Origin of the sequence: Cupriavidus oxalaticus (assembly GCF_004768545.1) — a bacterium.
Classification (GTDB): Bacteria; Pseudomonadota; Gammaproteobacteria; order Burkholderiales; family Burkholderiaceae; genus Cupriavidus; species Cupriavidus oxalaticus_A.
Map to the genome: position 1 here is coordinate 439,469 of NZ_CP038635.1, position 26,576 is coordinate 466,044.

23 protein-coding genes are annotated in these 26,576 nt (G+C 66.2%); 20 read left to right on the plus strand and 3 right to left on the minus strand.

The window, feature by feature from the left end:
- The first annotated feature begins 10 nt into the window (after window positions 1-10).
- The 4 genes from aspS (at window position 11) to E0W60_RS12865 (ending at window position 4,306) form a co-directional block, all read left to right on the plus strand.
- Window positions 11-1,819: an aspartate--tRNA ligase gene (aspS, locus tag E0W60_RS12850; protein ID WP_133093702.1), complete on the plus strand. Its 1,809-nt coding sequence runs from the start codon at window positions 11-13 to the stop codon at window positions 1,817-1,819.
- Between the two features lie 218 nt (window positions 1,820-2,037).
- Window positions 2,038-2,952 carry a hypothetical protein gene (locus E0W60_RS12855; protein ID WP_133093703.1) on the plus strand — a complete coding sequence of 305 codons (915 nt, stop codon included), beginning with the start codon at window positions 2,038-2,040 and terminating at the stop codon, window positions 2,950-2,952.
- 89 nt (window positions 2,953-3,041) lie between these two features.
- Window positions 3,042-3,524, plus strand: a complete 483-nt coding sequence (nudB, locus tag E0W60_RS12860; protein WP_133093704.1) for a dihydroneopterin triphosphate diphosphatase — start codon at window positions 3,042-3,044, stop codon at window positions 3,522-3,524.
- Window positions 3,521-4,306 carry an endonuclease/exonuclease/phosphatase family protein gene (locus E0W60_RS12865; protein WP_133093705.1) on the plus strand — a complete coding sequence of 262 codons (786 nt, stop codon included), beginning with the start codon at window positions 3,521-3,523 and terminating at the stop codon, window positions 4,304-4,306. The genes nudB and E0W60_RS12865 overlap by 4 nt, the downstream gene beginning before the upstream one ends.
- A 30-nt stretch (window positions 4,307-4,336) precedes the next feature.
- On the opposite strand, the gene mobB is transcribed toward E0W60_RS12865, so the two are convergent.
- Entirely contained in the window at window positions 4,337-4,846 is a 510-nt protein-coding gene (gene mobB / locus E0W60_RS12870; protein ID WP_135704430.1) for a molybdopterin-guanine dinucleotide biosynthesis protein B, read from the minus strand.
- Window positions 4,847-4,954: 108 nt separating this feature from the next.
- Between mobB and clsB the strand changes: the two genes are divergently transcribed.
- The 6 genes from clsB (at window position 4,955) to E0W60_RS12900 (ending at window position 13,672) form a co-directional block, all read left to right on the plus strand.
- Window positions 4,955-6,250 (plus strand): cardiolipin synthase ClsB, encoded by a 1,296-nt coding sequence (clsB, locus tag E0W60_RS12875; protein ID WP_431189899.1) that lies wholly within the window; start codon window positions 4,955-4,957, stop codon window positions 6,248-6,250.
- A gap of 343 nt (window positions 6,251-6,593) precedes the next feature.
- On the plus strand, window positions 6,594-7,184 hold the full coding sequence (locus tag E0W60_RS12880) for a TetR/AcrR family transcriptional regulator (RefSeq protein WP_063236773.1): 591 nt from the start codon (window positions 6,594-6,596) through the stop codon (window positions 7,182-7,184).
- A 76-nt stretch (window positions 7,185-7,260) separates the two neighbouring features.
- Window positions 7,261-9,048 (plus strand): acyl-CoA dehydrogenase C-terminal domain-containing protein, encoded by a 1,788-nt coding sequence (locus tag E0W60_RS12885; protein ID WP_133093708.1) that lies wholly within the window; start codon window positions 7,261-7,263, stop codon window positions 9,046-9,048.
- 127 nt (window positions 9,049-9,175) lie between these two features.
- On the plus strand, window positions 9,176-11,644 hold the full coding sequence (locus E0W60_RS12890; protein ID WP_135704435.1) for a 3-hydroxyacyl-CoA dehydrogenase/enoyl-CoA hydratase family protein: 2,469 nt from the start codon (window positions 9,176-9,178) through the stop codon (window positions 11,642-11,644).
- Between the two features lie 21 nt (window positions 11,645-11,665).
- Window positions 11,666-12,865: an acetyl-CoA C-acyltransferase gene (locus E0W60_RS12895; protein WP_135704437.1), complete on the plus strand. Its 1,200-nt coding sequence runs from the start codon at window positions 11,666-11,668 to the stop codon at window positions 12,863-12,865.
- A 30-nt stretch (window positions 12,866-12,895) separates the two neighbouring features.
- The gene (locus E0W60_RS12900; protein WP_135704439.1) at window positions 12,896-13,672 is read left to right on the plus strand and encodes an enoyl-CoA hydratase; all 777 of its coding nucleotides are present in this window, start codon (window positions 12,896-12,898) and stop codon (window positions 13,670-13,672) included.
- A gap of 84 nt (window positions 13,673-13,756) precedes the next feature.
- Here the strand turns inward: E0W60_RS12900 and E0W60_RS12905 are convergent, their stop codons facing one another.
- Window positions 13,757-14,161 (minus strand): acyl-CoA thioesterase, encoded by a 405-nt coding sequence (locus tag E0W60_RS12905; protein WP_025583457.1) that lies wholly within the window; start codon window positions 14,159-14,161, stop codon window positions 13,757-13,759.
- Window positions 14,162-14,273: 112 nt separating this feature from the next.
- Here E0W60_RS12905 and E0W60_RS12910 point away from each other — a divergent pair, with 112 nt between their 5' ends.
- From E0W60_RS12910 to E0W60_RS12940, 7 genes are all read left to right on the plus strand, one after another.
- Window positions 14,274-16,175 carry an ABCB family ABC transporter ATP-binding protein/permease gene (locus E0W60_RS12910; protein ID WP_135704441.1) on the plus strand — a complete coding sequence of 634 codons (1,902 nt, stop codon included), beginning with the start codon at window positions 14,274-14,276 and terminating at the stop codon, window positions 16,173-16,175.
- 75 nt (window positions 16,176-16,250) lie between these two features.
- The gene (locus E0W60_RS12915; RefSeq protein WP_133093714.1) at window positions 16,251-17,198 is read left to right on the plus strand and encodes a LysR substrate-binding domain-containing protein; all 948 of its coding nucleotides are present in this window, start codon (window positions 16,251-16,253) and stop codon (window positions 17,196-17,198) included.
- Between the two features lie 138 nt (window positions 17,199-17,336).
- Window positions 17,337-18,644, plus strand: a complete 1,308-nt coding sequence (locus tag E0W60_RS12920) for a Glu/Leu/Phe/Val family dehydrogenase (protein WP_133093715.1) — start codon at window positions 17,337-17,339, stop codon at window positions 18,642-18,644.
- A gap of 278 nt (window positions 18,645-18,922) precedes the next feature.
- Complete coding sequence (locus E0W60_RS12925; RefSeq protein ID WP_133093716.1) at window positions 18,923-19,822, plus strand: glutamate/aspartate ABC transporter substrate-binding protein; 900 nt, start codon at window positions 18,923-18,925, stop codon at window positions 19,820-19,822.
- A 63-nt stretch (window positions 19,823-19,885) separates the two neighbouring features.
- Window positions 19,886-20,614, plus strand: coding sequence for an amino acid ABC transporter permease (locus tag E0W60_RS12930; protein ID WP_133093717.1), 729 nt, complete (start codon window positions 19,886-19,888; stop codon window positions 20,612-20,614).
- A gap of 9 nt (window positions 20,615-20,623) precedes the next feature.
- A complete protein-coding gene (gene gltK, locus E0W60_RS12935; protein ID WP_133093718.1) occupies window positions 20,624-21,307 on the plus strand; it encodes a glutamate/aspartate ABC transporter permease GltK in 684 nt (227 codons plus the stop codon).
- Entirely contained in the window at window positions 21,304-22,038 is a 735-nt protein-coding gene (locus E0W60_RS12940; RefSeq protein ID WP_135704443.1) for an amino acid ABC transporter ATP-binding protein, read from the plus strand. Before gltK ends, E0W60_RS12940 begins: the two co-directional genes overlap by 4 nt.
- Before the next feature lie 81 nt (window positions 22,039-22,119).
- Here the strand turns inward: E0W60_RS12940 and E0W60_RS12945 are convergent, their stop codons facing one another.
- Window positions 22,120-22,950 carry a class II glutamine amidotransferase gene (locus E0W60_RS12945; RefSeq protein ID WP_135704445.1) on the minus strand — a complete coding sequence of 277 codons (831 nt, stop codon included), beginning with the start codon at window positions 22,948-22,950 and terminating at the stop codon, window positions 22,120-22,122.
- A 157-nt stretch (window positions 22,951-23,107) separates the two neighbouring features.
- Between E0W60_RS12945 and E0W60_RS12950 the strand changes: the two genes are divergently transcribed.
- The 3 genes from E0W60_RS12950 to pyrC are packed head-to-tail and all read left to right on the plus strand — an operon-like array spanning window position 23,108 to window position 26,569.
- Complete coding sequence (locus tag E0W60_RS12950; protein ID WP_135704447.1) at window positions 23,108-24,181, plus strand: tartrate dehydrogenase; 1,074 nt, start codon at window positions 23,108-23,110, stop codon at window positions 24,179-24,181.
- On the plus strand, window positions 24,178-25,485 hold the full coding sequence (locus E0W60_RS12955) for a glycerate kinase type-2 family protein (RefSeq protein ID WP_135704449.1): 1,308 nt from the start codon (window positions 24,178-24,180) through the stop codon (window positions 25,483-25,485). Before E0W60_RS12950 ends, E0W60_RS12955 begins: the two co-directional genes overlap by 4 nt.
- Before the next feature lie 49 nt (window positions 25,486-25,534).
- On the plus strand, window positions 25,535-26,569 hold the full coding sequence (gene pyrC / locus E0W60_RS12960) for a dihydroorotase (RefSeq protein ID WP_135704451.1): 1,035 nt from the start codon (window positions 25,535-25,537) through the stop codon (window positions 26,567-26,569).
- Window positions 26,570-26,576: the final 7 nt, after the last annotated feature.

Genomic DNA, 26,576 nt, shown 5'->3' on the forward strand with positions numbered 1-26,576 from the left:
ATCTCTCCTTATGTCCTCCATGCGTACTCACTACTGCGGTCTGGTGACCGAACAATTCTCGGGCCAGGAAGTGGCCCTGACCGGCTGGGTCCAGCGCCGCCGCGACCATGGCGGCGTGATCTTCATCGACCTGCGCGACCGCGAAGGCCTGGTGCAGGTGGTGTGTGACCCGGACCGCCCCGAGATGTTCAAGGCCGCGGAAGAGATCCGCAACGAGTTCTGCATTCGCGTCACCGGCAAGGTGCGTCCGCGCCCGGCCGGCACCGAGAACGCCAACCTGACCTCGGGCAAGATCGAAGTGCTGTGCCACGAGCTGACCGTGCTGAACCCGTCGGTCACGCCCCCGTTCCAGCTCGACGACGACAACCTGTCGGAAACCACCCGCCTGACGCACCGCGTGCTGGACCTGCGCCGCCCGCAGATGCAGTACAACCTGCGCCTGCGCTACAAGGTGGCGATGGAAGTGCGCAAGTTCCTGGACGCCCAGGGCTTCATCGACATCGAGACCCCGATGCTGGGCAAGAGCACGCCCGAAGGCGCGCGCGACTATCTGGTGCCGTCGCGCGTGAACCCGGGCCACTTCTTCGCGCTGCCGCAGTCGCCGCAGATCTTCAAGCAGATGCTGATGGTCTCGGGCTTCGACCGCTACTACCAGATCACCAAGTGCTTCCGCGACGAAGACCTGCGCGCGGATCGCCAGCCTGAATTTACGCAGATCGACTGCGAGACCTCGTTCCTGACCGAGCAGGAGATCCGCGACCTGTTCGAGGACATGATGCGCACGGTGTTCAAGAACGCCATCGATGTCGACCTGGACGCCAAGTTCCCGGTGATGGAGTTCCGCGAAGCCATGGCCCGCTTCGGCTCGGACAAGCCTGACCTGCGCGTCAAGCTGGAATTCACCGAGCTGACGGAAGTGATGAAGGACGTCGATTTCAAGGTGTTCTCGGGCCCGGCCAACAGCGACAACGGCCGCGTGGTCGGCCTGCGCGTGCCGGGCGGCGGCGCCATCTCGCGTGGCGAGATCGACGCCTACACCCAGTTTGTCGGCATCTACGGCGCCAAGGGCCTGGCCTGGATCAAGGTCAACGAAGTGGCCAAGGGCCGCGACGGCCTGCAGTCGCCGATCGTCAAGAACCTGCACGACGCTGCCATTGCCGAGATCCTGAAGCGCACCGGCGCCCAGGACGGCGACATCATTTTCTTCGGCGCCGACAAGGCCAAGGTGGTCAACGACTCGATCGGCGCGCTGCGCCTGAAGATCGGCCACTCCGACTTCGGCAAGGCCAATGGCCTGTTCGAGGACGCCTGGAAGCCGCTGTGGGTGGTGGACTTCCCGATGTTCGAGTACGACGAGGAAGACGCCCGCTGGGTCGCCATGCACCACCCGTTCACCAGCCCCAAGGACGAGCACCTGGAATACCTGGAGACCGACCCGGGCAAGTGCCTGGCCAAGGCCTACGACATGGTGCTGAACGGCTGGGAAATGGGCGGCGGCTCGGTCCGTATCTTCCGCTCGGACATCCAGAGCAAGGTGTTCCGCGCGCTCAACATCAACGACGAGGAAGCCCGCGCCAAGTTCGGCTACCTGCTGGACGCGCTGCAGTACGGCGCGCCCCCGCACGGCGGCCTGGCCTTCGGCCTGGACCGTATCGTGACCATGATGGCCGGCGCCGACTCGATCCGCGACGTGATCGCCTTCCCCAAGACCCAGCGCGCCCAGGACCTGCTGACCCAGGCCCCGAGCTCGGTCGACGAGAAGCAGCTGCGCGAGCTGCACATCCGCCTGCGCGCTGCGGAACCGAAGCCGAACGCCTGAGTTGCTGTGCCTCCCGGGTAAAGAAAGCCGCGCCGATGCGCGGCTTTTTTGCTTTCTGCGCAATACCGCGCCCGCGGTGCCGCCTGCAGCGCTTTGGTTTCGATTTGTTACCGCTAGGAACGAAGCCCGCGACGGCCGTGTCTCCTTTCTTTGACACGTAATTTGCCGAGGGGCCTCCGCGATGAAGGTTCCCGGCGCTCGGGAGGAAATTCGTGAACATGAACCTGGATACCGAACTGATCCGCCAGTTCCTGCTGGCTCACCAGGAAACCATCGTGACCTGGCTGGTGGCCGGGCTGGTAATGATGCTGCTGGCCCGCTTCGAGCTGCGCCGCGCCCAGCGCCGCGCGGCGGTGGCCATGTCCGAATCGGTGGCTACCACGGTGGCCGCCTGCGTGCCGGATATCGCTCATGCCGTGCAGGCGGCGTCGCCGCAGCCGCTGGCCGAACCGGTCGAGATGCAGCGTGCCGAAGCGCTGCGCCGGCTGGCGCTGGACACCGTCGGCGCGGTCATGACACGCGGGCGCTGGCTCGATGAGCTGGGCAACCTGCGCCTGGCGGACGACGCGCTGCTCGACGGCCAGCGTGCCGGCGGCGCTGACCCGCTGCTGGTGGTGGCGCCGCAGCCGTCGGTGCAGGCCTACCTGGCGGCCCAGCGCGTGTTCGAGGACGAGGCCGCGCAGGTGCAGGCGCTGCGCCGCGATGCCCAGCGCCACCAGGAAGCGCTGCAGGCGCTTGACGCCGAGGCCGCCCATATCGAGCAGGAAACCGGCAGCATCGTGCTGCGCTTCGAGCAGGTCAATGCGCAGGCTGCCCAGGGCGTCGATGGCGGCGACTACCAGCGCTTCCTGATCCAGAAGTACAACGCCCTTGGCCAGCGTGAGAAGGACATCGCACAGGAGCGCGTACACCTGCAGGCCCAGGCGCGGCTGAGCGCCGACGTGCTGGCCGAGCGCGCCCGCTCTGCCTCGCGGCGCTACCGCGAGTCGCTGGCGCCGCTGATGGACCAGCTGCGTGCCGCCTGGGGCCATGGCGACTCGCCGCAGGTGTTCGATACCTGGCAGCATCAAGGCACCGGGCAGGGCACCGAGCCGTACCTGGCGCCCCACGCCTCCGCGCGCAACGCTGCCTGAGACAGGGCCATCGGTCCCGGGGACCGCGCTTTCGCGTGGCAAGCGCGCGCGGCTGCGCTATCCTTGGGTTTGTCCTTTCGCCCAGTCCCATGCCCTACAAGATTCCGGAATCCGTGCTGGTCGTGATCTACACGCCAGATCTTCAAGTCTTGCTGCTGGAACGCGCCGATCGCCCGGGGTTCTGGCAGTCCGTGACCGGCAGCCTCGATACCCTGGACGAACCCCTGGCATTGACCGCCGCACGCGAGGTGGCGGAGGAAACCGGCATCATTACCGGCGAGCACCTGCTGGCCGACTGGGGCCATTCGATCCAGTACGAGATCTACCCGCAGTGGCGGCACCGCTACGCCGAAGGCGTCACGCGCAATACCGAGCACTGGTTCGGCCTGCGCGTGCATGAAGCGTTGCCGGTGACGCTGGCGCCACGCGAGCACCTGCAATACAAGTGGCTGCCGTGGGAGCAGGCCGCCGCCCAATGCTTCTCCAGCAGCAATGCCGAAGCCATCCGCCAGCTGGCCTGGCGCGCGGCCGGTGCCGCCGGGCAGCAGGCGCTATGCGGAGCGCAGCCATGAAACTGCGCGTGGTCACCTACAACATCCACAAGGGGGTGACCGGCCTGTCGCGGCGCCCGCGCATCCAGAACGTGCGGGCCGGCCTGCATGCGATGGATGCGGACATCGTCTTCCTGCAGGAAGTGCAGGACCGCAACGACCGCCTGGTGGCGGCGGCGCTGTTCGATCCCGACCATACCCAGCTCAACTACCTGGCGACCGATGCGTATCCGCATTCGGTCTACGGGCGCAACGCGGTCTATGACTACGGCCATCACGGCAACGCGATCCTGTCGCGCCATCCGATCCTGATGTCCGAAAACCTCGACATTTCCGACCACCGCTTCGAACAGCGCGGACTGCTGCATGCGGTGGCGGACATCAACGGCATCGAGACCCACCTGATCTGCGTGCATTTCGGCCTGTTCGCCCGCAGCCGCGCCCGCCAGGCCGAGGCGCTGGTCGAGCGCGTGCGCAACGTGGTGCCCGAGGGGGTGCCGCTGGTGATCGCCGGCGACTTCAACGACTGGAACCACCGGCTCGATGCGCAGATCTGCAATACGCTGCATGCGGTGGAGGCGTCGCACGCGCGCGGCGCGCGGCTGCATACGTTCCCGAGCCATATGCCGTGGTGGCAGCTGGACCGGATCTACGTGCGCGGCTTCGAGATCGAGCGCGCGCACGCGCTGACCGGGCGGGACTGGGCGCAGCGGTCGGACCATGTGCCGCTGGTGGCGGAACTGGGTCGTGCGCACAAGGAGGCTGTGGAAGCGGCGGCCGAGCAGCGGGACAAGGCTGCCTGAGGCAGTCGCGCAGGCCGCGTCGGGGAACAGCTAGCGGCTCGAATAGTCGCGGATAAAGGCGAACACCGCATCCGGATCGTTCAAATCCAGCACCGGCAACGACGTCATCGCCGCGGTGCCCGCGACATCTTCACTAGCCACCGCCACCACCCCCGGTACTTCGTCCCACAGCGGCGCACGCCCCAGCCCGGGCCGGAACACCTCCAGCTTTGGAAAATCGCTGCGCTTGTAGCCCTCCACCAGCACCAGGTCGATGTCGGCCGGCAGCACCGCCAGCGCGTCGTCCAGCTCCGGCGAAGGCACTGCCTCGGGATAGTGTCGCATCAACGTCAGGTGGCGCGCGCCGACCAGCACCACGTTGGCGCAGCCGGCCTCGCGCATGCGCCAGGAGTCCTTGCCCGGCGTGTCGGGATCGAAGCCGTGGTGGGTGTGCTTGACGCCGGCCACGCGCACGCCGGCGGCGACAAAGCGGGGGATCAGCTGGTCGAGCAGCGTGGTCTTGCCGCTGCCGGACGAGCCGGTGATGCCGAATACCTTCACGATCAGGATCCGTGGGGGGCGCGTCGATGATGGCAACGACGATAGCAGAGATCCGCCCACATGTGCACGGGGCGCCTTCCGGACAGCATTCTGTCCGATAATCTCGGCATGTCACGGATATCCCACTCCGAGCGGCCGCATGTGACCGCCGCTGGCACTGCCGAAAACACTGCCGACGGGCAACGCCATCGCATGCTGCGCTGGACATGGCGCCGCGGCAAGCCGACCAGCGGCAACACCGTGCGCCTGCTGCACGGCGGCCAGGACTTCTTTCCCGCGCTGATCGAAGCGATCGACCAGGCCGCTTTCCAGGTAGTGCTGGAAACCTACATCTATGCCGACGACGACATTGGCCGCGCCGTCAGCGAAGCGCTGGTACGTGCCGCCGCGCGCGGCGTCTCGGTTCGCGTCACCGTCGACGGCTTCGGCGCCGGCGACATGCCCGCCGCCATGGCCGAGCGCCTGAGCGGGGGCGGCGTACAGCTGCGCGTCTACCGCAAGCTGCACGGCTTCCGGCTGGCCCGGCGCCACCTGCGCCGGCTGCACCGCAAGCTGGCGGTGATCGACGGGCAGGTGGCCTTCGTCGGAGGCATCAACATCATCGACGACCTCAACCACGGCCCGTTCGAAGGCACCAACCTGGGACCGCGCTACGACTTCGCGGTGCAGGTCAGCGGCCCGCTGGTGGACCGCATCGCGCTGACCGCCGAACGGCTCTGGTGGCGCCTGGCGCTGCGCGACACGTACGGCAGCGGCCGCGCCGCAGCGGTGGCCGACTACCCGCTGCTGACCGACCTGCCACCCCGTGCCGAGCCCACCGGCGGCGTGCGGGCCGCGCTGCTGCTGCGCGACAACCTGCGCAACCGCCGCACCATCGAGCGCGAATACCTGCGCGCGCTCGGCGCCGCGCGCCATGATGTGATCCTGGCCAACGCCTACTTCCTGCCCGGCCACAAGATGCGCCGCGCGCTGCTGGCCTGCCGCGCGCGCGGCGTGCGCGTGCGGCTGCTGCTGCAGGGCATGGTCGAATACCGGCTGCAGCACTACGCCACGCACGCGCTCTATGCCTCCCTGCTGGAAGCCGGCGTGGAGATCTACGAGTACGCAGAGAGCTTCCTGCACGCCAAGGTCGGCGTGGTCGACGAAGCGTGGGCCACCGTGGGTTCGAGCAATATGGACCCGTTCAGCCTGCTGCTGGCGCGCGAAGCCAACGTGGCCGTTTATGATGCTGCCTTTGCCGCGGAACTGCGCACGGCGCTGGAAAGCGCCATTGCGCACCGCAGCGTGCGCGTCATGCCGGAAGCCCATGCACGGCGCTCGCCGCTGCACCGGCTGGCGAACTGGACCGCGTACATGCTGCTGCGGCTCGGCGTGATCATCGCCGGCGTCACGGGGCGCTACTGAAACGGTTGCCACTGTCCGTTTGCTGCCATGCGGCAACGCACGGCTTGCGAGCCGTTGCGTCGCCTTGCGTGACGGGCATGCTGCATTGCGGCCCATTTAGAAACACGGGTCTAATTAAAAGCTTGAAGGTCGACTGCTGCGCCAGAATAATCTGAACGACCGTTCTTTTTTGGCTTAGACTGCGTGCATTCGCGGTACGCAGCGGCAAATTCGCCAGCTTCCGCAAACAAAATGCAACGTCAGGGTCATACGCACAGGCCGCAGCAGGGCCTTTGCAGAACGGAGAAATAACATGCGACACCAGTCAGCCCGTCTCGAATCCGCCGCCGCCTCCCCCGCGCCCATGCGCAAGGGTGAAATGACGCGCGTGGCAATTCTGGATGCCGCACTGGAACTGTCGTCCCGCGACGGGCTTGAGGGTCTGACCATCGGCCTGCTCGCGGAACGGATGCAGATGAGCAAGAGCGGCGTCTTCGCGCACTTCGGTTCGCGCGAAGACCTGCAGGTGGAGGTGGTGCGGGAGTATCACCGCAGGTTCGAGCAGGAGGTGTTCTACCCTTCGCTGCAGGAGCCGCGCGGACTGCCCCGGCTGTGGTCGATGGTGCGGCGCTGGATGGAGAAGCGCATCCAGGAAGTGACGACTGGGTGTATCTACATCAGCGGCGCCGTGGAGTACGACGACCGTACCGGCAGCCTGGTGCGTGACGAGCTGGTCAAGAGCGTCACCATCTGGCGGGCAGCGCTGAATCGCGCCATCGACCAGGCCAAGGAAGAGGGCCATTTGCGCGCGGATTGCGATCCGCGCCTGATGCTGTTCGAGATGTATAGCCTTGAACTAGGCTTGCATCATGACGCCCGTTTCCTGCGCCTGCCTGACAGTGCCGAGCTTGCCATGGTCGCGCTCAACAAACTGATTCAGTCTTACCGTACCTGAGGCCGTCGGGTCGGACCGGATCGCGACAAGCGAGGCGGGCGGCGTGGCGGCATCGTATAACTCCAAGGAGTCTCTGATGGGCCAGTACACCGCACCGTTGCGCGACATGCAGTTCGTGCTCCATGAACTGCTCGGCGCCGAAGCCGAACTCAAGGCGATGCCGCCGCACGCGGACATCGACGCGGACACCATCAACCAGGTCATCGAGGAAGCCGGCAAGTTCTGCTCGGACGTGGTGTTCCCGCTCAACCAGGTGGGCGACCGCGAGGGCTGCACCTATGTCGGCGACGGCGTGGTCAAGGCCCCCACCGGCTTCAAGGAGGCCTACCAGCAGTACGTCGAGGCCGGCTGGCCGGCGCTGGCGTGCGACCCGGCCTTCGGTGGCCAGGGCCTGCCGATCGTGGTCAACAACGTGGTCTACGAGATGCTGAACTCGGCCAACCAGGCGTGGACCATGTACCCGGGCCTGTCGCACGGCGCCTATGAGGCGCTGCATGCGCACGGCACGCCGGAGTTGCAGCAGGCCTACCTGCCCAAGCTGGTGTCCGGCGTCTGGACCGGCACCATGTGCCTGACCGAGCCGCATTGCGGCACCGACCTGGGCATCCTGCGCACCAGGGCCGAGCCGCAGGCCGACGGCTCCTATCTGATCACCGGCACCAAGATCTTCATCTCCGCCGGCGAGCACGACCTGGCCGAAAACATCATCCACCTGGTGCTGGCCCGCCTGCCGGACGCGCCCGGCGGCACCAAGGGCATCTCGCTGTTCGTGGTGCCCAAGTTCATCCCCGATGCCAGCGGCAACCCGGGCGAGCGCAACGGCATCCAGTGCGGCTCGATCGAGCACAAGATGGGCATCCACGGCAACGCCACCTGCGTGATGAACCTGGACGGCGCGCGCGGCTGGCTGGTGGGCGAGGCCAACAAGGGCCTGAACGCCATGTTCGTGATGATGAACGCCGCGCGCCTGGGCGTGGGCGCGCAGGGCCTGGGCCTGACCGAGGTGGCGTACCAGAACTCGGTCGCCTACGCCAAGGACCGCCTGCAGATGCGCGCGCTGACCGGCCCGAAGGCGCCGGAAAAGGCCGCCGACCCGATCATCGTGCACCCCGACGTGCGCCGCATGCTGCTGACCCAGCGCGCCTACGCCGAAGGCGGTCGCGCCTTCAGCTACTGGACCGCGCTGCAGATCGACCGCGAACTGTCGCACCCGGACGAAGCCGTGCGCAAGCAGGCCGGCGACCTGGTCGCGCTGCTGACGCCGGTGATCAAGGCCTTCCTGACCGACAACGCCTTCACCTCGACCAACGAAGGCATGCAGGTGTTCGGTGGCCACGGCTACATCTCCGAATGGGGCATGGAGCAATACGTGCGCGACGCCCGCATCAACATGATCTACGAAGGCACCAACACGATCCAGTCGCTGGACCTGCTGGGCCGCAAGATCCTGGGCGACATGGGCGCCAAGATGAAGGCCTTCGGCAAGATCGTGCAAGAGTTCGTGGAAGCAGAGGGCACCAACGAAGCCATGCAGGAGTTCGTCAACCCGCTGGCCGACCTGGGCGACAAGGTGCAGAAGCTGACCATGGAAATCGGCATGAAGGCGATGGGCAACGCCGACGAGGTAGGCGCTGCCGCGGTGCCATACCTGCGCGTGGTGGGCCACCTGGTGTTCTCGTACTTCTGGGCGCGGATGGCCAAGATCGCGCTGGAGAAGGAAGCCAGCGGCGACAAATTCTACACCGCCAAGCTGGCTACGGCGCGCTTCTACTTTGCCAAGCTGCTGCCTGAAACCGCCGGCGAGATCCGCAAGGCGCGCGCGGGGTCGGCTTCGCTGATGGCGCTGGACGCGGATTTGTTCTGATTGATCTGCATGGCTGACTCCCGCTGATGGTTTCTCCCCTCTCCCGCAAGCGGGAGAGGGGAGCCAACCGGCGGCAATCGGAGAGCCACACACTCTCACCTCAACGCTCACTAATCCAGGAGCGAGCATGTCCAATTTCATCGTCAAGAAAGTCGCCGTGCTGGGTGCCGGCGTCATGGGGGCGCAGATCGCCGCCCACCTGATCAACGCGCGCGTGCCCGTGGTGCTGTTCGACCTTCCCGCGAAGGACAAGGACGGGGGAGGGGCCCCGTCCGCTTCCCCGGTCACGAAGAACGGCATCGCCCTGCGCGCCATCGAGAACCTGAAGAAGCTGTCGCCCGCGCCGCTGGGCCTCAAGGACGAAGCCGGCCTGATCCAGGCGGCCAACTACGAAGACGACATCGCGCTGCTCAAGGAGTGCGACCTGGTGATCGAGGCGATCGCAGAGCGCATGGACTGGAAGCACGACCTGTACAAGAAGGTCGCGCCGCACCTGGCCTCGCATGCGATTTTCGCCACCAACACCTCGGGCCTGTCGATCACCGCGCTGTCCGACGGGTTAGGCGGGGAAAATGCGGACAACCTGAAGTCGCGCTTCTGCGGCGTCCACTTCTTCAACCCGCCGCGCTACATGCACCTGGTCGAGCTGATCCCGACCGCGACCACGCAGCCGGAGATCCTCGACAAGCTGGAAGCCTTCCTGACCACCACGCTCGGCAAGGGCGTGGTGCGCGCCAAGGACACGCCCAACTTCATCGCCAACCGCGTCGGCATCTTCTCGATCCTGGCGGTGTTCGCCGAGGCAGAGAAGTTCGGCATTCCGTTCGACGTGGTCGACGACCTGACCGGCTCCAAGCTGGGCCGCGCCAAGTCCGCCACCTTCCGTACCGCGGACGTGGTCGGCCTGGACACCATGGCGCACGTGATCAAGACCATGCAGGACAATTTGCACGACGACCCGTTCGCGCCGGTGTACAAGACGCCGGCCGTGCTCAAGGGCCTGGTCGATGCTGGCGCGCTGGGCCAGAAGACCGGCGCCGGCTTCTACAAGAAGGAAGGCAAGGCCATCAAGGTGCTGGACGCCAAGACCGGCCAGTATGTCGAGTCGGGCAAGAAGGCCGACGAGATCGTGGTGCGCATGCTGAAGAAGGAACCGGCCGAGCGCATCAGGCTGCTGCGCGAGTCGACCAACCCGCAGGCGCAGTTCCTGTGGGCGGTGTTCCGCGACGTGTTCCACTACATCGCCGTGTACCTGGAGCAGATCGCCGGCTCGGCCGCCGATATCGACCTGGCGATCCGCTGGGGCTTCGGCTGGAACTCCGGGCCGTTCGAGGACTGGCAGTCGGCCGGCTGGAAGCAGGTGGCCGAGTGGGTGAAGGAAGACGTGGAAAGCGGCAAGGCGCTGTCGGCCGCGCCGCTGCCGGCATGGGTCTTTGAAGGCCCCGTCGCCGAGCGCCAGGGCGTGCATGCCGCCGAAGGTTCGTGGTCGCCGGCGACGCAGTCGTTCGTCGCGCGCAGCACGCTGCCGGTGTACCAGCGCCAGGCGTTCCGTGCCGCGCTGAAGGGCGATGCCGCCGCCGATCCGCGCAAGGCGGGCCGCACCGTCGAGGAGAACGACGCCGTGCGCATCTGGGTCAGCGAAGGCCAGGACGACGTGCTGGTGGTCTCGTTCAAGAGCAAGATGAACACCATCGGCCCGGACGTGATCGACGGCCTGACCCGCGCCATCGACCTCGCCGAAGCGCAGTACAAGGGCCTGGTGGTGTGGCAGCCGACTTCGCTGCAACTCGGCGCGCCGGGCGGCCCGTTCTCGGCGGGCGCCAACCTGGAGGCGGCGATGCCGGCCTTCATGATGGGCGGCGCCAAGGGCATCGAGCCGTTCGTGAAGAAGTTCCAGGACGGCATGATGCGCGTGAAGTACGCGTCGGTGCCGGTGGTGTCGGCGGCGTCCGGCATCGCGCTGGGCGGCGGTTGCGAGCTGATGCTGCATTCCGCTGCACGCGTGGCTGCGCTGGAGACGTATGTCGGTTTGGTCGAAGTGGGCGTGGGCCTGGTTCCGGCCGGAGGCGGCCTGAAGGAAGCCGCGCTGGCCGCGGCACGCGCCGCCCAGGCGGCAGGCAGCACCAACTACCTGCAATTCCTGACCAGCCGCTTCCAGAGCGCGGCAATGGCCAAGGTCTCCGCATCGGCGCTGGAAGCGCGCCAGATGGGCTACCTGCAGCCGTCCGACAGGATCGTCTTCAACGTGCACGAGCTGCTGCACGTGGCGCAGAACGAAGTGCGCGCACTGGCCGATGCCGGCTACCGTGCGCCGCTGCCGGCGCTGATCCCGGTGGCTGGCCGCTCGGGCATCGCCACCATCAAGGCGTCGCTGGTCAATATGCGCGACGGCGGCTTTATCTCCGCGCATGACTTCCTGATCGCCTCCCGCATCGCCGAAGTGGTATGCGGCGGCGACGTCGAGGCCGGCTCGCTGGTCAGCGAAGACTGGCTGCTGACGCTGGAGCGCAAGGCCTTCATCGACCTGCTGGGAACCGGCAAGACGCAGGAGCGCATCATGGGCATGCTGCAGACCGGCAAGCCGGTGCGCAACTAAAGAGGCAAGCGAGGAACCGACATCATGAAACAACTGCAAGACGCATATATCGTTGCGGCCACCCGCTCGCCGATCGGCAAGGCGCCCAAGGGCGCGTTCAAGAACACGCGCCCGGACGACCTGCTGGCCACCATCCTGAAGGCCGCGGTGGCTCAGGTGCCGGACCTGGACCCGAAGCTGATCGAGGACGCCATCGTCGGCTGCGCCATTCCTGAAGCGCAGCAGGGCCTGAACGTGGCCCGCATCGGCGCGCTGCTGTCGGGCCTGCCCAATACCGTGGGCGGCATCACCGTGAACCGCTTCTGCGCCTCGGGTGTGAGCGCCGTGGCGATGGCGGCCGACCGCATCCGCGTGGGCGAGTCCGACGTGATGATCGCCGCCGGCATCGAGTCGATGAGCATGGTGCCGATGATGGGCAACTCGCCGTCGATGTCGCCGGACATCTTTACGCGCGACGAGAACGTGGGCATTGCCTATGGCATGGGCCTGACCGCCGAGAAGGTGGCGCAGCAGTGGAAGGTCAGCCGCGAGGACCAGGATGCGTTCTCGCTCGCTTCGCACCAGAAGGCCATCGCGGCGCAGCAGGCCGGCGAGTTCAAGGACGAGATCACGCCGATCGAGCTCGTCGAGCGCTTCCCCGACCTCGCCAGCGGCCAGGTCAGCGTGAAGACGCGGACCATCTCGCTCGACGAAGGTCCGCGTCCTGACACCACGCTGGAAGGCCTCGGCAAGCTGCGCCCCGTGTTTGCCAACAAGGGCAGCGTCACCGCCGGCAACAGCTCGCAGACCTCGGACGGCGCCGGCGCGCTGATCCTGGTTTCGGAGAAGATCCTCAAGCAGTTCAACCTGGTGCCGCTGGCGCGCTTCGTCTCGTTCGCGGTGCGCGGCGTGCCGCCCGAGATCATGGGGATCGGCCCGAAGGAAGCGATCCCGGCCGCGCTGAAGGCGGCGGGCCTGACGCAGGACCAGATCGACTGGATCGAGCTGAACGAAGCGTTCGCCGCGCAATCGCTGGCCGTGATGCGCGACCTGGATCTCGATCCCGCCAGGGTCAACCGCATGGGCGGCGCGATCGCGCTGGGCCACCCGCTGGGTGCCACCGGTGCGATCCGCTCCGCCACGGTGGTGCATGCGCTGCGCCGCCATAACCTGAAGTACGGCATGGTAACCATGTGCGTCGGCACGGGCATGGGCGCCGCAGGGATCTTCGAGCGCGTCTGATTGCCACAGCCACCAAAAAACGAGGAGATCATGAGCATCCTTACCCGCATCGAGCAGGGCATCCTGACGCTCGAGTTCGACCGCATCGACAAGAAAAACGCCATCACCGCGGCGATGTACCAGGCGCTGGCCGACGCACTGCGTGCGGCCGAGACCGATCGCAATGTGCGCGTGATCCTGCTGCGCGGCAAGCCCGAGATCTTTACCGCCGGCAATGACCTGGAAGATTTCATGCAACGCCCGCCGACTGCAGGCGAGGGCGCGGAACAGGCGCCGGTGTTCCAGTTCCTGTACCAGATCAGCCATGCCAGCAGGCCTGTCGTTGCGGCGGTCAGCGGCGCGGCGGTCGGCGTGGGCACCACCATGCTGCTGCATTGCGACTTCGTCTATGCGTCGGAGACAGCCAGGCTGTCGCTGCCGTTCGTGCAGCTGGGACTGTGCCCCGAGGCGGCCTCGAGCCTGCTGCTGCCGCGCCTGGTCGGCTACCAGCGCGCCGCGGAGAAGCTGATGCTGGGCGAGGCCTTCAGCGCGCAGGAAGCGCTGGACATCGGCCTGGTGACGCGCGTGCTGCCCGTGGCGGAACTGCACGACTTCGCGCTGCAGCAGGCGCGCAAGCTGGCGGCGCTGCCGGCTTCGTCGCTGCGCGAGACCAAGCGTTTGATGAAGTCGGGCGCGGTGGCCGAAGTGGAAAAACAGATGGCCGACGAGGGCGAGGTGTTCCGGCGCATGCTGGTGGCGCCGGAGGCGAAGGAGGCGTTCAGCGCGTTCTTTGAGAAGCGGAAGCCGGATTTTACGAAGTTCGAGTGAGGGGCCGAGGGACTTTCCTCTACCCCATTCTTTCTCCCCTCCCGCTTGCGGGAGAGGGGAGAAAACCCGCGACGGTCGTTGCCTTCAAGCCGTCGGCAACACCCGCGGCTGCCGCGACTCATCCGTCGCCACATACGTCAACGTCGCCTCCGTCACCTTGACGATCTCATTGCTATGCCGCATCCGCTGCGCATAGACCTCCACCGCAACGGTGATCGAGGTACGCCCGGTCTTGACGATATCGGCGTAGAAACTCACCAGGTCGCCGACGAACACCGGGTGCTTGAACAGGAAGGAATTGACCGCCACGGTCGCGACACGGCCTTGCGCGCGTTCGACCGCCGGGATCGACCCCGCAATATCCACCTGCGCCATGATCCAGCCGCCGAATACGTCGCCGTGCACGTTGGCGTCGGCAGGCATCGGCACCACGCGCAGCGCGGGGTTCTTGCCGGCGGGCAGGGCGGGGACGGTATGGGGAGCGTTCATGACGGTATGCGGGTGGACTTCTGAAGGGGGGCGCGGGCCGCGGCGAAAAACCCTTCGCCTGCCGCGCAATGCGATTCCTGCGACAATCGCGCATTGGCCCGGATTCTAACGTATGCGCCGCTATTCCACGACCGCCGAGCAGGCCCCCGACCCTGCCTCGGTCAAGCTCTTCCCCGGCCAGCGCGCCCCCCGCAGCGACTGGCAGACTGTCCGCAACCTGCTGCCCTATGTCTGGCACTACAAGTGGCGCGTGATGCTGGCGCTCGCGTGCCTGGTGGCGGCCAAGGTGGCCAACCTGGGCGTGCCGGTGCTGATGAAGCGCCTGATCGACAGCATGAATATCACCGCGGGCGACCCGCGCGCGCTGCTGGTGGTGCCGGTCGGGCTGATCGTCGCCTACGGCATGTTGCGGCTGTCGGCGACGCTGTTCACCGAGTTGCGGGAGATCCTCTTTTCCAAGGTCACGCAGAGCGCCGTGCGCGAGATCGCGCTGCAGGTGTTTCGCCACCTGCATGCGCTGTCGCTGCGCTTCCACCTGGACCGGCAGACCGGCGGCATGAGCCGCGACATCGAGCGCGGCACGCGCGGCATCCAGTCGCTGATCTCGTACTCGCTGTACAGCATCCTGCCCACGCTGGTGGAGATGGGGCTGGTGATTGGCTTCTTCATCCTGCACTACGACATCTGGTTTGCGGCGATCACCGGCTGCGCGCTGGTCAGCTATATCGTCTTCACCATCGTCGTGACGGAATGGCGCACGCACTTCCGCCGCAAGATGAACGAGCTGGATTCGCGCGCCAACCAGAAGGCGATCGATTCGCTGCTGAACTTCGAGACCGTCAAGTACTTCGGCAATGAGGAATACGAAGCCCGGCGCTACGACGAGAACCTGCTCAATTACCGCGCCGCGGCGATCCGCTCGCAGAATTCGCTGTCGTTCCTGAACTTCGGCCAGCAGGTCATCATCGCCGCTGGGCTGATCCTGATCCTGTGGCGCGCCACCGTGGGCGTTGTCGACGGCAAGCTGACGCTGGGCGACCTGGTGCTGGTCAACACGCTGATGATCCAGCTTTATATCCCGCTGAACTTCCTCGGCGTGATCTACCGCGAGATCAAGCAGGCCACCACCGACATGGACCGGATGTTCGTGCTGCTGGGCACGCACCAGGAAGTGGCGGATTCGCCCGGCGCGCAACCGCTCACGGTCAACGGCGCGCAGGTGCGGTTCCGCGACGTGCGCTTCGGCTACGAGCCGGACCGCACGATCCTGGACGGCGTCGATTTCAATATCGCGGCAGGCACCACCACCGCGGTGGTCGGCCACAGCGGCTCGGGCAAGTCGACGCTGGCGCGGCTGCTGTTCCGCTTCTATGACGCCAACAGCGGCGCGATCGAGATTGACGGCCAGGACATCCGCGCGATCACACAGGACAGCCTGCGCCGCGCCATCGGCATCGTGCCGCAGGACACGGTGCTGTTCAACGACAGCATCTATTACAACATCGCCTACGGGCGTCCGGATGCGACGCGCGAGGAAGTCATCGCCGCGGCGCAGGCAGCGCAGATCGATGCCTTTATCCGCGAGCTGCCGCAGGGCTACGACACGCCGGTAGGCGAGCGCGGCCTGAAGCTGTCCGGCGGCGAGAAGCAGCGCGTGGCGATCGCGCGCACGCTGCTGAAGAATCCGCCGGTACTGGTCTTCGATGAAGCCACCTCCGCGCTCGATTCACGCACCGAGCAGGCGATCCAGGCCGAGCTGATGCGGCTGGCGCAGAACCGCACCACGCTGCTGATCGCGCACCGCCTTTCCACCGTGGTGCATGCCGACCAGATCCTGGTGATGGACCACGGCCGCGTGGTCGAGCGCGGCACGCATGCCGAACTGATGCGCGCGCGCGGCCGCTATGCGGAGATGTGGGACATCCAGGCCCGCGCGGCGGCAAAGGGTGGCGAGGCGGAGCGCAGCGCGGACGCCCTTGCGGTGGACGTGGGCGACGCCACGCAGGACGCGTAACGACGCAAGCGTAGCGCCGGCAGGCCGGCGAAGCCACGTGACGGCGCCCGTGCCGCTGGTGGATAATCCTGCGTCATGGAAATCAAATGGCTTGAAGACTTCGTCAGCCTGGCGGAGACGCACAGCTTCTCGCGCTCGGCCGAGCTGCGCCACGTGACGCAGCCCGCTTTCTCCCGGCGCATCCAGTCGCTGGAGGCATGGGTCGGGACCGAACTGATCGACCGCTCCAGCTACCCCACCAGCCTGACGTCTGCCGGCAAGGTGTTCTACGAGCAGGCGCTGGCCATGCTGGCGCAGGTCAGCGAAACCCGTGCGCTGATGCGCGGGCAGCGCTCGGCCAACGCGCAGGTGCTGGAGTTCGCGGTGCCGCATACGCTGTCGCTTACGTTCTTCCCGGAATGGCTCAAGGCGCTGGAACGCAAGATCGGCACGCTGCCGTGCCGGCTGCGCGCGCTCAACGTCCATGATGCGGTGCTGATGCTGGTCGAGGGCGGCTGCGACCTGGTGATGGTCTACCACCATGCGCGCCAGGCCATCCAGCTCGATCCGGCGCGGTACGACATGCTGGTGCTCGGTACCGAGCGGCTGTCGCCGTACAGCGTGCCGGATGCCGCCGGCAAGCCGCAGTTCCGGCTGCCCGGGACCGACAAGAAACCGGTGCCGTTCCTGAGCTACACCCCCAATGCCTTCCTCGGGCGCATGGTCGACCTGCTGCTGTCGGATACCGCCGAAGCGCTCAAGCTCGACAAATGCTACGAGACCGACATGGCCGAGGCGCTCAAGGTCATGGCGCTGTCCGGCCACGGCATGGCGTTCCTGCCGGAGAGCGCGGTGCGCGAGGAGGTGGCGCAGGGCAAGCTGGTGCGGGCGGAGTCGGCGCGCGGCTTGCCGTTGTCGATCGACATGGAGATACGCTTGTATCGCGAGAAACCCGGGGAGAACGGCGGCGAGCGGCGCGGTGCGGGGGCACGGCGCAAGCGGCAGCTGGTGGACCAGGTGTGGTCGACCTTGTCGGAAGGCTGACACGCACCGGAACACAACGTTGACAAGTCATCCTCAAAGGTTATGCGAGTCTTGCATAACCGGATGAGCAAACGGCATTGGATTCCGGCGGGCCGCCAAGCCTAAGCTTGCGGCCATCCTCCACCCCGGAATCATCCGATGTCCTCCGCAGCACCGACCAACATTGCTGGCCAAAAGCACGCACTCCCGTCCTACCTCAACGCCGACAACCTCGGCCCCTGGGGCATCTACCTGCAGCAAGTCGACCGTGTCACGCCCTACCTGGGCTCGCTGGCACGCTGGGTCGAAACCCTGAAGCGCCCCAAGCGCGCGCTGGTCGTCGACGTTCCCATCGAGCTGGACAATGGCACCATCGCCCACTTCGAGGGCTATCGCGTACAGCACAACCTGTCGCGCGGCCCGGGCAAGGGCGGCGTGCGTTTCCACCAGGACGTGACGCTGTCGGAAGTGATGGCGCTGTCGGCATGGATGTCGGTGAAGAACGCCGCGGTGAACGTGCCCTACGGCGGTGCCAAGGGCGGCATCCGCGTCGACCCGCGCACGCTGTCGCACGCCGAGCTGGAGCGCCTGACGCGCCGCTACACCAGCGAAATCAACATCATCATCGGGCCGAGCAAGGACATCCCGGCGCCGGACGTCAACACCAACGCCCAGGTGATGGCATGGATGATGGACACCTACTCGATGAACTCGGGCAGCACCTCCACCGGCGTGGTGACCGGCAAGCCGATCTCGCTGGGCGGCTCGCTGGGCCGCCACGAGGCGACCGGCCGCGGTGTGTTCGTGGTGGGCTCGGAGGCCGCGCGCAATATCGGCCTGGAAATCAAGGGCGCGAGCGTCGCCGTGCAGGGCTTCGGCAACGTGGGCGCCGTGGCCGCCAAGCTGTTCCATGAGGCCGGCGCCAAGGTGGTGGCGGTGCAGGACCACCGCACCACGCTGTTCGACCCGGCCGGCCTGGACGTGCCGGCGATGATGGAGTACGCGGCGCACAGCGGCACCATCGAGGGCTTCCGCGGCGAAGTCCTGCGTACCGAGCAGTTCTGGGAAGTCGACTGCGACATCCTGATCCCGGCCGCGCTGGAAGGCCAGATCACCGCCAGGAACGCGCCGCTGATCAAGGCGCGCCTGGTGATCGAGGGCGCCAACGGCCCGACCACCCCGGAAGCCGACGATATCCTGCGCGAGCGCAATATCCTGGTGGCGCCGGACGTGATCGCCAACGCCGGCGGGGTGACCGTTTCCTACTTCGAATGGGTGCAGGATTTCTCCTCGTTCTTCTGGACTGAAGAGGAAATCAACCAGCGCCTGGTACGAATCATGCAAGAGGCGTTCCGCGCAATCTGGCAGGTGGCGCAGGACAACAAGGTAACGCTGCGCACCGCGGCGTTCATCGTGGCCTGCTCGCGGATCCTGCAGGCGCGCGAAATGCGCGGCCTGTATCCCTGATCGCAGGGCACCGGTGAACCGGAACGAGGCGCGTGGCACTGGCATGGTGCGATGCAGCAACCGATCCGGTTCCCAAGGTTCATGACCGCCAGACGCGGTCTCCGGCAAGCGCCGGAGACCGCGTTGTCGTATCCAGACGACGTGCGCACCGATTGCCCTGAATAAGGGTTCTAGGAGAAAACCCAGTTGTATTGCGGCGGATGCTGCGCAATACTGTTTCACCAGAGGGGGTTTGGTCTCTAGAATCCCGCTTTCTCTTCTATGGTCAAGGAGATGTTATGAATTTTGCCAAGTTGGCTTCCCTGATGATTGCCGCCGGCGTGATGTGCGGAACGGCCCAGGCAGCCGAACAACTGACGGGCACGCTGAAGAAGATCAAAGATACCGGCGTGATTACGCTTGGCGTGCGCGAGTCGTCGATTCCGTTTAATTACAACCTGGGCGGCGTGCGCCAGGTCGGCTATTCCTACGATATCAATATGAAGATCGTGGAAGCCATCAAGGACCAGCTGAAGCTGCCGAACCTGCAGGTCAAGGAAATCCCGATCACCTCGCAGAACCGCATCCCGCTGCTGCAGAACGGCACCATCGACATGGAGTGCGGTTCGACCACCAATAACCTGGAACGCCAGAAGCAGGTCGCCTTCACCAACTCCATCTTCATCATCGGCACGCGCATCATGGTGAAGAAGGATGCCGGCATCAAGGACTGGGCCGACCTGAAGGGCAAGAACGTCGTCACCACCGCCGGCACCACGTCGGAGCGCCTGCTGCGCAAGATGAACGACGACCAGAAGCTGGGCCTGAACATCATCAGCACCAAGGACCACGGCCAGTCGTTCCTGACGCTGGAATCGGGCCGCGCGGTGGCATTCATGATGGACGACGCGCTGCTGTATGGCGAGCGCGCCAAGGCCAAGAACCCGGCCGACTGGATCGTGGTGGGCAAGGCGCAGTCGCGCGAGTCGTATGGCTGCATGATCCGCAAGGACGACCCGCAGTTCAAGAAGCTGTCCGACACCGTGATCTCCGGCATGATGAAGGACGGTTCGGTCAACACGCTGTACACCAAGTGGTTCATGCAACCGGTTCCGCCCAAGGGCCTGAACCTGGACTTCCCGCTGTCCGACGACATGAAGGCCCTGATCAAGGCGCCGAACGACAAGGCGCTGGACTGATCTGATCGGGACAGCAGTGCGAAACGGAAGGCATGTCCTTCCGTTTCTTTTTGAGGACGCAACATGAACTACAACTGGCATTGGGGAGTTTTCCTCGAACAGGCCGCCCAGAACGAGACCTACCTGGACTGGATGATCTCGGGTCTCAAGGTCACGCTCGCGCTGGGGCTTTCGTCCTGGGTCATTGCCCTGGCCATCGGCTCGGTGCTTGGCGTGCTGCGCACCGCGCCCAACAAGTGGCTGTCGGGTTTTGCCGCCACCTACGTCGAGATCTTCCGCAACATCCCGCTGCTGGTGCAGCTGTTCATCTGGTATTTCGTTATGCCCGAGCTGCTGCCCGGCGGCGAGGCGATCAAGCAGATGAACCCCTTCGCGCAGCAGTTCCTGGCCGCGATGCTGTGCCTGGGCACCTTCACCGCCGCGCGGGTGTGCGAGCAGGTGCGCTCGGGCATCAACTCGCTGGCGCGCGGGCAGAAGAACGCGGGCCTGGCGATGGGCTTCACGCTGCCGCAGACGTACCGCCACGTGCTGCTGCCGATGGCGTTCCGCGTGATCGTGCCGCCGCTGACCTCCGAATTCCTGAATATCTTCAAGAACTCGGCGGTGGCATCGACCATCGGCCTGCTGGAACTGGCCGCGCAGGGGCGCCAGCTGGTGGACTACACCGCGCGCCCGTATGAATCGTTCATCGCGGTCACGCTGATGTACGCGCTGATCAACGTCACGGTGATGCTGCTGATGCGCTGGGTCGAGGCCCGCACGCGCGTGCCCGGCTTCATCGGCGGCAAGTAAGGGGGCGCCATGGCTTATTCCTTCGATTTCACCTCGATCAACCCGAGCACGCTGCACGTGCTGGGCGAGGGCATGATGGTCTCGCTCAAGATCACCGTCACCGCGGTGGTAGTGGGCATCATCTGGGGCACCATCCTGGCGATGATGCGGCTGTCGTCATTCCGGCTGCTGAACTGGTTCGCACAGGGGTATGTGACCATCTTCCGCTCCATCCCGCTGGTGATGGTGCTGTTGTGGTTCTTCCTGATCATCCCGCAGGTGCTGCAGGGCATCTTCAACCTGTCGCCAGCGACCGACCTGCGCATGACCTCGGCGCTGGTGGCGTTCGCGCTGTTCGAGGCGGCGTACTACTCAGAGATCATCCGCGCGGGGATCCAGAGCGTGTCGCGCGGGCAGATGTTCGCGGCGCAGGCGCTGGGCATGACCTACGGGCAGTCGATGCGGCTTGTGATCCTGCCGCAGGCGTTCCGCAACATGGTGCCGCTGCTGCTGACCCAGGGCATCATCCTGTTCCAGGATACGTCGCTGGTGTACGTGAGCGCGCTGGCTGACTTCTTCGGCCAAGCCTACGGCATCGGCGAGCGCGACGGGCGTATCGTCGAGCTGCTGCTGTTTGCCGGCCTGGTGTACTTCATCATTTGTTTCTCCGCTTCGCTGCTGGTCAAGCGTTACCAGAAAAAGGTGGCTGTATGATCGAAATCAACAATGTTTCCAAGTGGTACGGCTCCTTCCAGGTGCTGACCGACTGCACCACCAAGGTTGCCAAGGGTGAAGTGGTGGTGGTGTGCGGCCCGTCGGGCTCGGGCAAGTCCACGCTGATCAAGACCGTCAACGCGCTGGAGCCATTCCAGAAGGGCGACATCCTGGTCGACGGTACCTCGGTGGGCAATCCCAAGACCAACCTGCCCAAGCTGCGTTCGCGCGTGGGCATGGTGTTCCAGAACTTCGAGCTGTTCCCGCACCTGTCGATCACCGAGAACCTGACCATCGCGCAGATGAAGGTGCTTGGCCGTTCGAAGGACGAGGCGATGGCCAAGGGCCTGAAGTACCTCGAGCGCGTGGGCCTGAAGAGCCAGGCTGAGAAGTACCCCGGCCAGCTGTCGGGCGGCCAGCAGCAGCGCGTGGCGATCGCGCGCGCGCTGTCGATGGATCCGATCTGCATGCTGTTCGACGAACCTACCTCGGCGCTGGACCCCGAGATGGTCAACGAAGTGCTGGACGTGATGGTGCAGCTGGCGCAGGAAGGCATGACCATGATGTGCGTGACCCACGAAATGGGTTTCGCGCGCAAGGTGGCCAACCGCGTGATCTTCATGGACCAGGGCAAGATCGTCGAAGACGCCGACAAGGAGGAGTTCTTCGGCAATATCGAAGCCCGTTCGGATCGTGCGCGGCAGTTCCTGTCGAAGATCCTGCATCACTGAGCGGACTGTCAGCCATATGAAAAAGGGACGCCTTGGCGTCCCTTTTTCATTTGTGTGCCGGATGGCTCAGGTGCAGGCCGCTCAGGTACAGGCTGTATTGGCGGCGTTCTTGGCCTGGACTTCGGGCGGGATCGGCACGGTCAGTGTCATCACCGGACGCCCGTGCTCGAACATGATCAGCTCGCCCGGGGCGAACTGGGTCCAGTTCTCGTTGTCGGTCAGCGGGGCGGTGGCGATCACGGCAACGCGGTCGTCGGGCGTGGTTACCTGGGCAAAATCGATCGACAGGTCCGCATCGATCAGGTGCGCGGTCGAGAACGGCCACTCCCGCACGATGTAGTACAGGCGGGTAGAGCAGTGGGCAAACAGGGCCTGGCCGTTGCTCAGCAGGAAATTGAACACGCCATGCAGCGTGATATCGCGTGTGATGTCGGCCAGCGCATGGCCCAGTTCATTCAGCGGCGGTTGCGAGCCCGGGAAGCGCTTGCGCAGGCCCTGCATCAGCGTGCAGAAGGCCAGTTCGCTGTCGGTATCGCCCACCGGCTGGTACACGCCCGACAGGAACGGGGAAAAGTTCAGCAGGTCGCCGTTGTGGGCAAAGATCCAGTGCCGGCCCCATAGCTCGCGCATGAACGGGTGGCAGTTCTCCAGCAGCACCGTGCCCTGCGTCGCCTTGCGGATATGCGAGATGACGTTCTTGGACTTGATCGGGTAGCGCTTGATCAGGTCGGCCACCGGCGAGGTGCCGGCGGACTGGTTGTCGATGAACAGGCGGCAGGCCTTGTCTTCAAAGAAGGCAACACCGAAGCCGTCGGCGTGGTGGTCGGTCACGCCGCCGCGGGCGGCGAAGCCGGTGAAGGAGAACGTCACGTCGGTCGGCGTGGCGCAGTTCATGCCTAGCAACTGGCACATATCGGGGCACCGGTCGGCAGCGGGCTGCCGCTTTGCAATAGAATGCAGACATTATCCCGCGCGCCCGGGCCGCTGCCAAGCAACCCGCGGGCGCTCCAGTACGGTGCCAATGACGCCAGCCATGGCGCCACCATACCTGCCAGCAATCCCGAGAACGATGAGCCAATACAAGATCGCCGTGATTCCCGGAGACGGAATCGGCACGGAAGTCATGCCCGAGGGCATACGCGTGATGGACGCCGCGGCGCGCCGCTTCGGCATCGACTTCCAGTGGGATCACTTCGATTTTTCCAGCTGCGACTACTACGCCCGCCACGGCAAGATGCTGCCTGACGACTGGTTCGACACGCTGGTCAAGTACGACGCCATCTATTTCGGCGCGGTCGGCTGGCCCGATGCGGTGCCCGACCACGTCTCGCTGTGGGGTTCGCTGCTGCAGTTCCGCCGCTCGTTCGACCAGTACGTCAACCTGCGCCCGGTGCGGCTGATGCCCGGCATCAGGAGCCCGCTCGCGGGCCGCAATCCTGGCGACATCGATTTCTATGTGGTGCGCGAGAATACCGAGGGCGAGTACTCCAGCATCGGTGGCCGCATGTTCCCCGGCACCGAGCGCGAGATCGTGGTGCAGGAAACGGTGATGAGCCGCACCGGCGTCGACCGTATCCTGAAGTTTGCCTTCGAGCTGGCCCGGAAGCGGCCTAAAAAGCACCTGACATCGGCGACCAAGTCCAACGGCATCTCGATCACGATGCCGTACTGGGATGAGCGAGTCGAGGCAATGGCTGCGAACTACCCCGGCCTGAAGGTCGACAAGTACCACATCGACATCCTGACCGCCCATTTCGTCCAGCATCCGGACTGGTTCGACGTGGTGGTCGCCAGCAACCTGTTCGGCGACATCCTGTCCGACCTGGGACCGGCCTGCACCGGCACCATCGGCATCGCGCCGTCGGGCAATATCAACCCCGACCGGGCCTTCCCCAGCCTGTTCGAGCCGGTGCACGGCTCGGCCCCGGACATCGCCGGGCGCGGCGTGGCCAACCCGATCGGCCAGATCTGGTGCGGCGCCATGATGCTGGAACACCTCGGCCATGACGAGGCCGGCGCCGCCGTGCTGGGCGCGATCGAGAAGGTGCTGGCCGCCGGGCCGGAGCACGCGCCGCTGACGCGCGATATCGGCGGCAAGGCCGGTACGGCCGACCTGGGCCGCGCCATCGCGGAGGCGCTGTGAGCGCCGCGTGCGCGGGGGACGCCCGCGCACTGCTGCTCGAGACCTTCCACGCCGCCGTGGCGGCGGCCGATCCGCTGCAGATCGTCGCGCAGCACCTGCCGCCGCCGCACGCCGGTGGCCGCACGCTGGTGGTGGGCGCGGGCAAGGCTGCGGCGTCGATGGCCGCGGCGGTCGAGCGCGCCTATGCCGGCAAGGCCACGCTGGAAGGGCTGGTGGTCACCCGCTACGCGCACGGCATGCCGACCGGCCATATCCGCGTGATCGAGGCCGGCCACCCGGTGCCGGACGAGTCGGGCGAGCAGGCCGCGGCGGAGATCCTGGCCGCGGTGCAATCGCTGACGCCGCAGGACCGGCTGCTGGTCCTGGTCTCGGGCGGTGGCTCGAGCCTGCTGTCGCTGCCGGCCGAGGGTATCCCGATGGCCGACCTGAAGGCGACCACCAGGGAATTGCTGCGCTGTGGCGCGCCGATCACCGACATGAACATCGTGCGCAAGCACATCTCGCGCATCCAGGGCGGTCGGCTGGCGCAGGCCAGCCAGGCGCCGGTGACCACGCTGATCGTCTCGGACGTGGCGGGCGACGATCCCAGTGCGATCGCCTCGGGCCCGACCGTGGCCGATCCCAGCACCTTCAACGACGCGCTGGAGATCCTGCGCCGCTACGGCGCGCGAGTGCCGGCCAGCGTGCAGTCGCACCTGGAGCGCGGCGCGCGTGGCGAAGTGGCGGAGACGCCCAAGCCTGGCGATCCCTTGTTCGATCGTGTCGACAACGCCATGATCGCCACCGCCCACGGCAGCCTCGAAGCCGCTGCCGCGCTGTTCCGCCAACGGGGCATCACGCCGGTAGTACTGGGCGACACGGTGACGGGTGAGGCGAGCGAAGTGGCGCGGGTCTATGCCGCGCTGGTGCGCGAGATTCGCGCGTACAATGCGCCGTTCGCCACGCCCGTGGCGCTGATTTCCGGAGGTGAGTGCACGGTCACTTTGCCGGCCGGCGGCGGCGCGGGCAAGGCGCGCGGCGGGCGCTGCTCGGAGTTTCTGCTGTCGCTGGCGGTCGAACTGGCAGGCATGCCCGGCGTGCACGCGATCGCGGCCGACACCGACGGCATCGATGGCTCGGAAGACAACGCCGGCGCGCTGGCCGACCCGACCACGCTGGCTCGTGCCGAAGCCGCCGGCCTGCCGGGCCAGCGCCAGCTCGACCTGCACGACGCCTGGGGCCTGTTCGATGCCATCGGCGACCTGGTTGTCACCGGACCCACGCGCACCAACGTGAACGATTACCGCGCCATCCTGATTCTCTGATCCTGAAAAAGTGCCCGCCGCCGTCCCCCGCGGCGAGCCCACGCAAGCCATGACCCAGAAGCTCACCATCACCCGCCCGGACGACTGGCACCTGCACCTGCGCGATGGCGCGGCGCTCGCCGCCGTACTGCCCGACACCGCCCGCCAGTTCGCGCGCGCGATCATCATGCCGAACCTGAAGCCCCCCGTGACCACGGTGGAACAGGCGCAGGCCTACCGCGCCCGCATCCTGGCGGCGCTGCCGGCCGGCATGCAGTTCGAGCCGCTGATGACGCTGTACCTGACCGACAACACCAGCCCCGAGGAAATCGTCGCGGCCAAGGCCAGCGGCTTCGTGCACGGCGTCAAGCTGTACCCGGCGGGCGCCACCACCAACAGCGACGCCGGCGTGACCGACATCCGCCGCTGCTACGCCGCGCTGGAAGCGATGCAGCGCGAAGGCCTGCCGCTGCTAGTGCACGGCGAAGTCACCGACCCGGCCATCGATATCTTCGACCGCGAGGCCGTGTTCATCGACCAGGTGATGACGCCGCTGCGCCGCGACATGCCCGAACTGAAAGTAGTGTTCGAGCACATCACCACCAAGGACGCCGCCCAGTACGTGCTGGAAGCCAGCGGCCCGGTCGGCGCCACCATTACTGCCCACCACCTGCTGTATAACCGCAACGCGATCTTCACCGGCGGCATCCGCCCGCACTATTACTGCCTGCCGGTGCTCAAGCGCGAAACCCATCGCGAGGCGCTGGTCGCGGCCGCCACCTCCGGCAACCCGCGCTTCTTCCTCGGCACCGACAGCGCGCCGCACGCGCGCGGCCTGAAGGAGCACGCCTGCGGCTGCGCCGGCTGCTACACCGCGCTGCATGCGATGGAGCTGTATGCCGAGGCCTTCGACGCCGCCGGCGCGCTGGACAAGCTGGAAGCCTTCGCCAGCTTCAACGGCCCGGCCTTCTACGGCCTGCCGCGCAACACCGGCACGCTGACGCTGGAGCGCGAAGACTGGCAGTTGCCGGCAGAACTGCCGTACGGCGACACCACGCTGGTGCCGCTGCGCGGTGGTGAAACACTGCGCTGGAAAGCGCGCTGACCGCTGC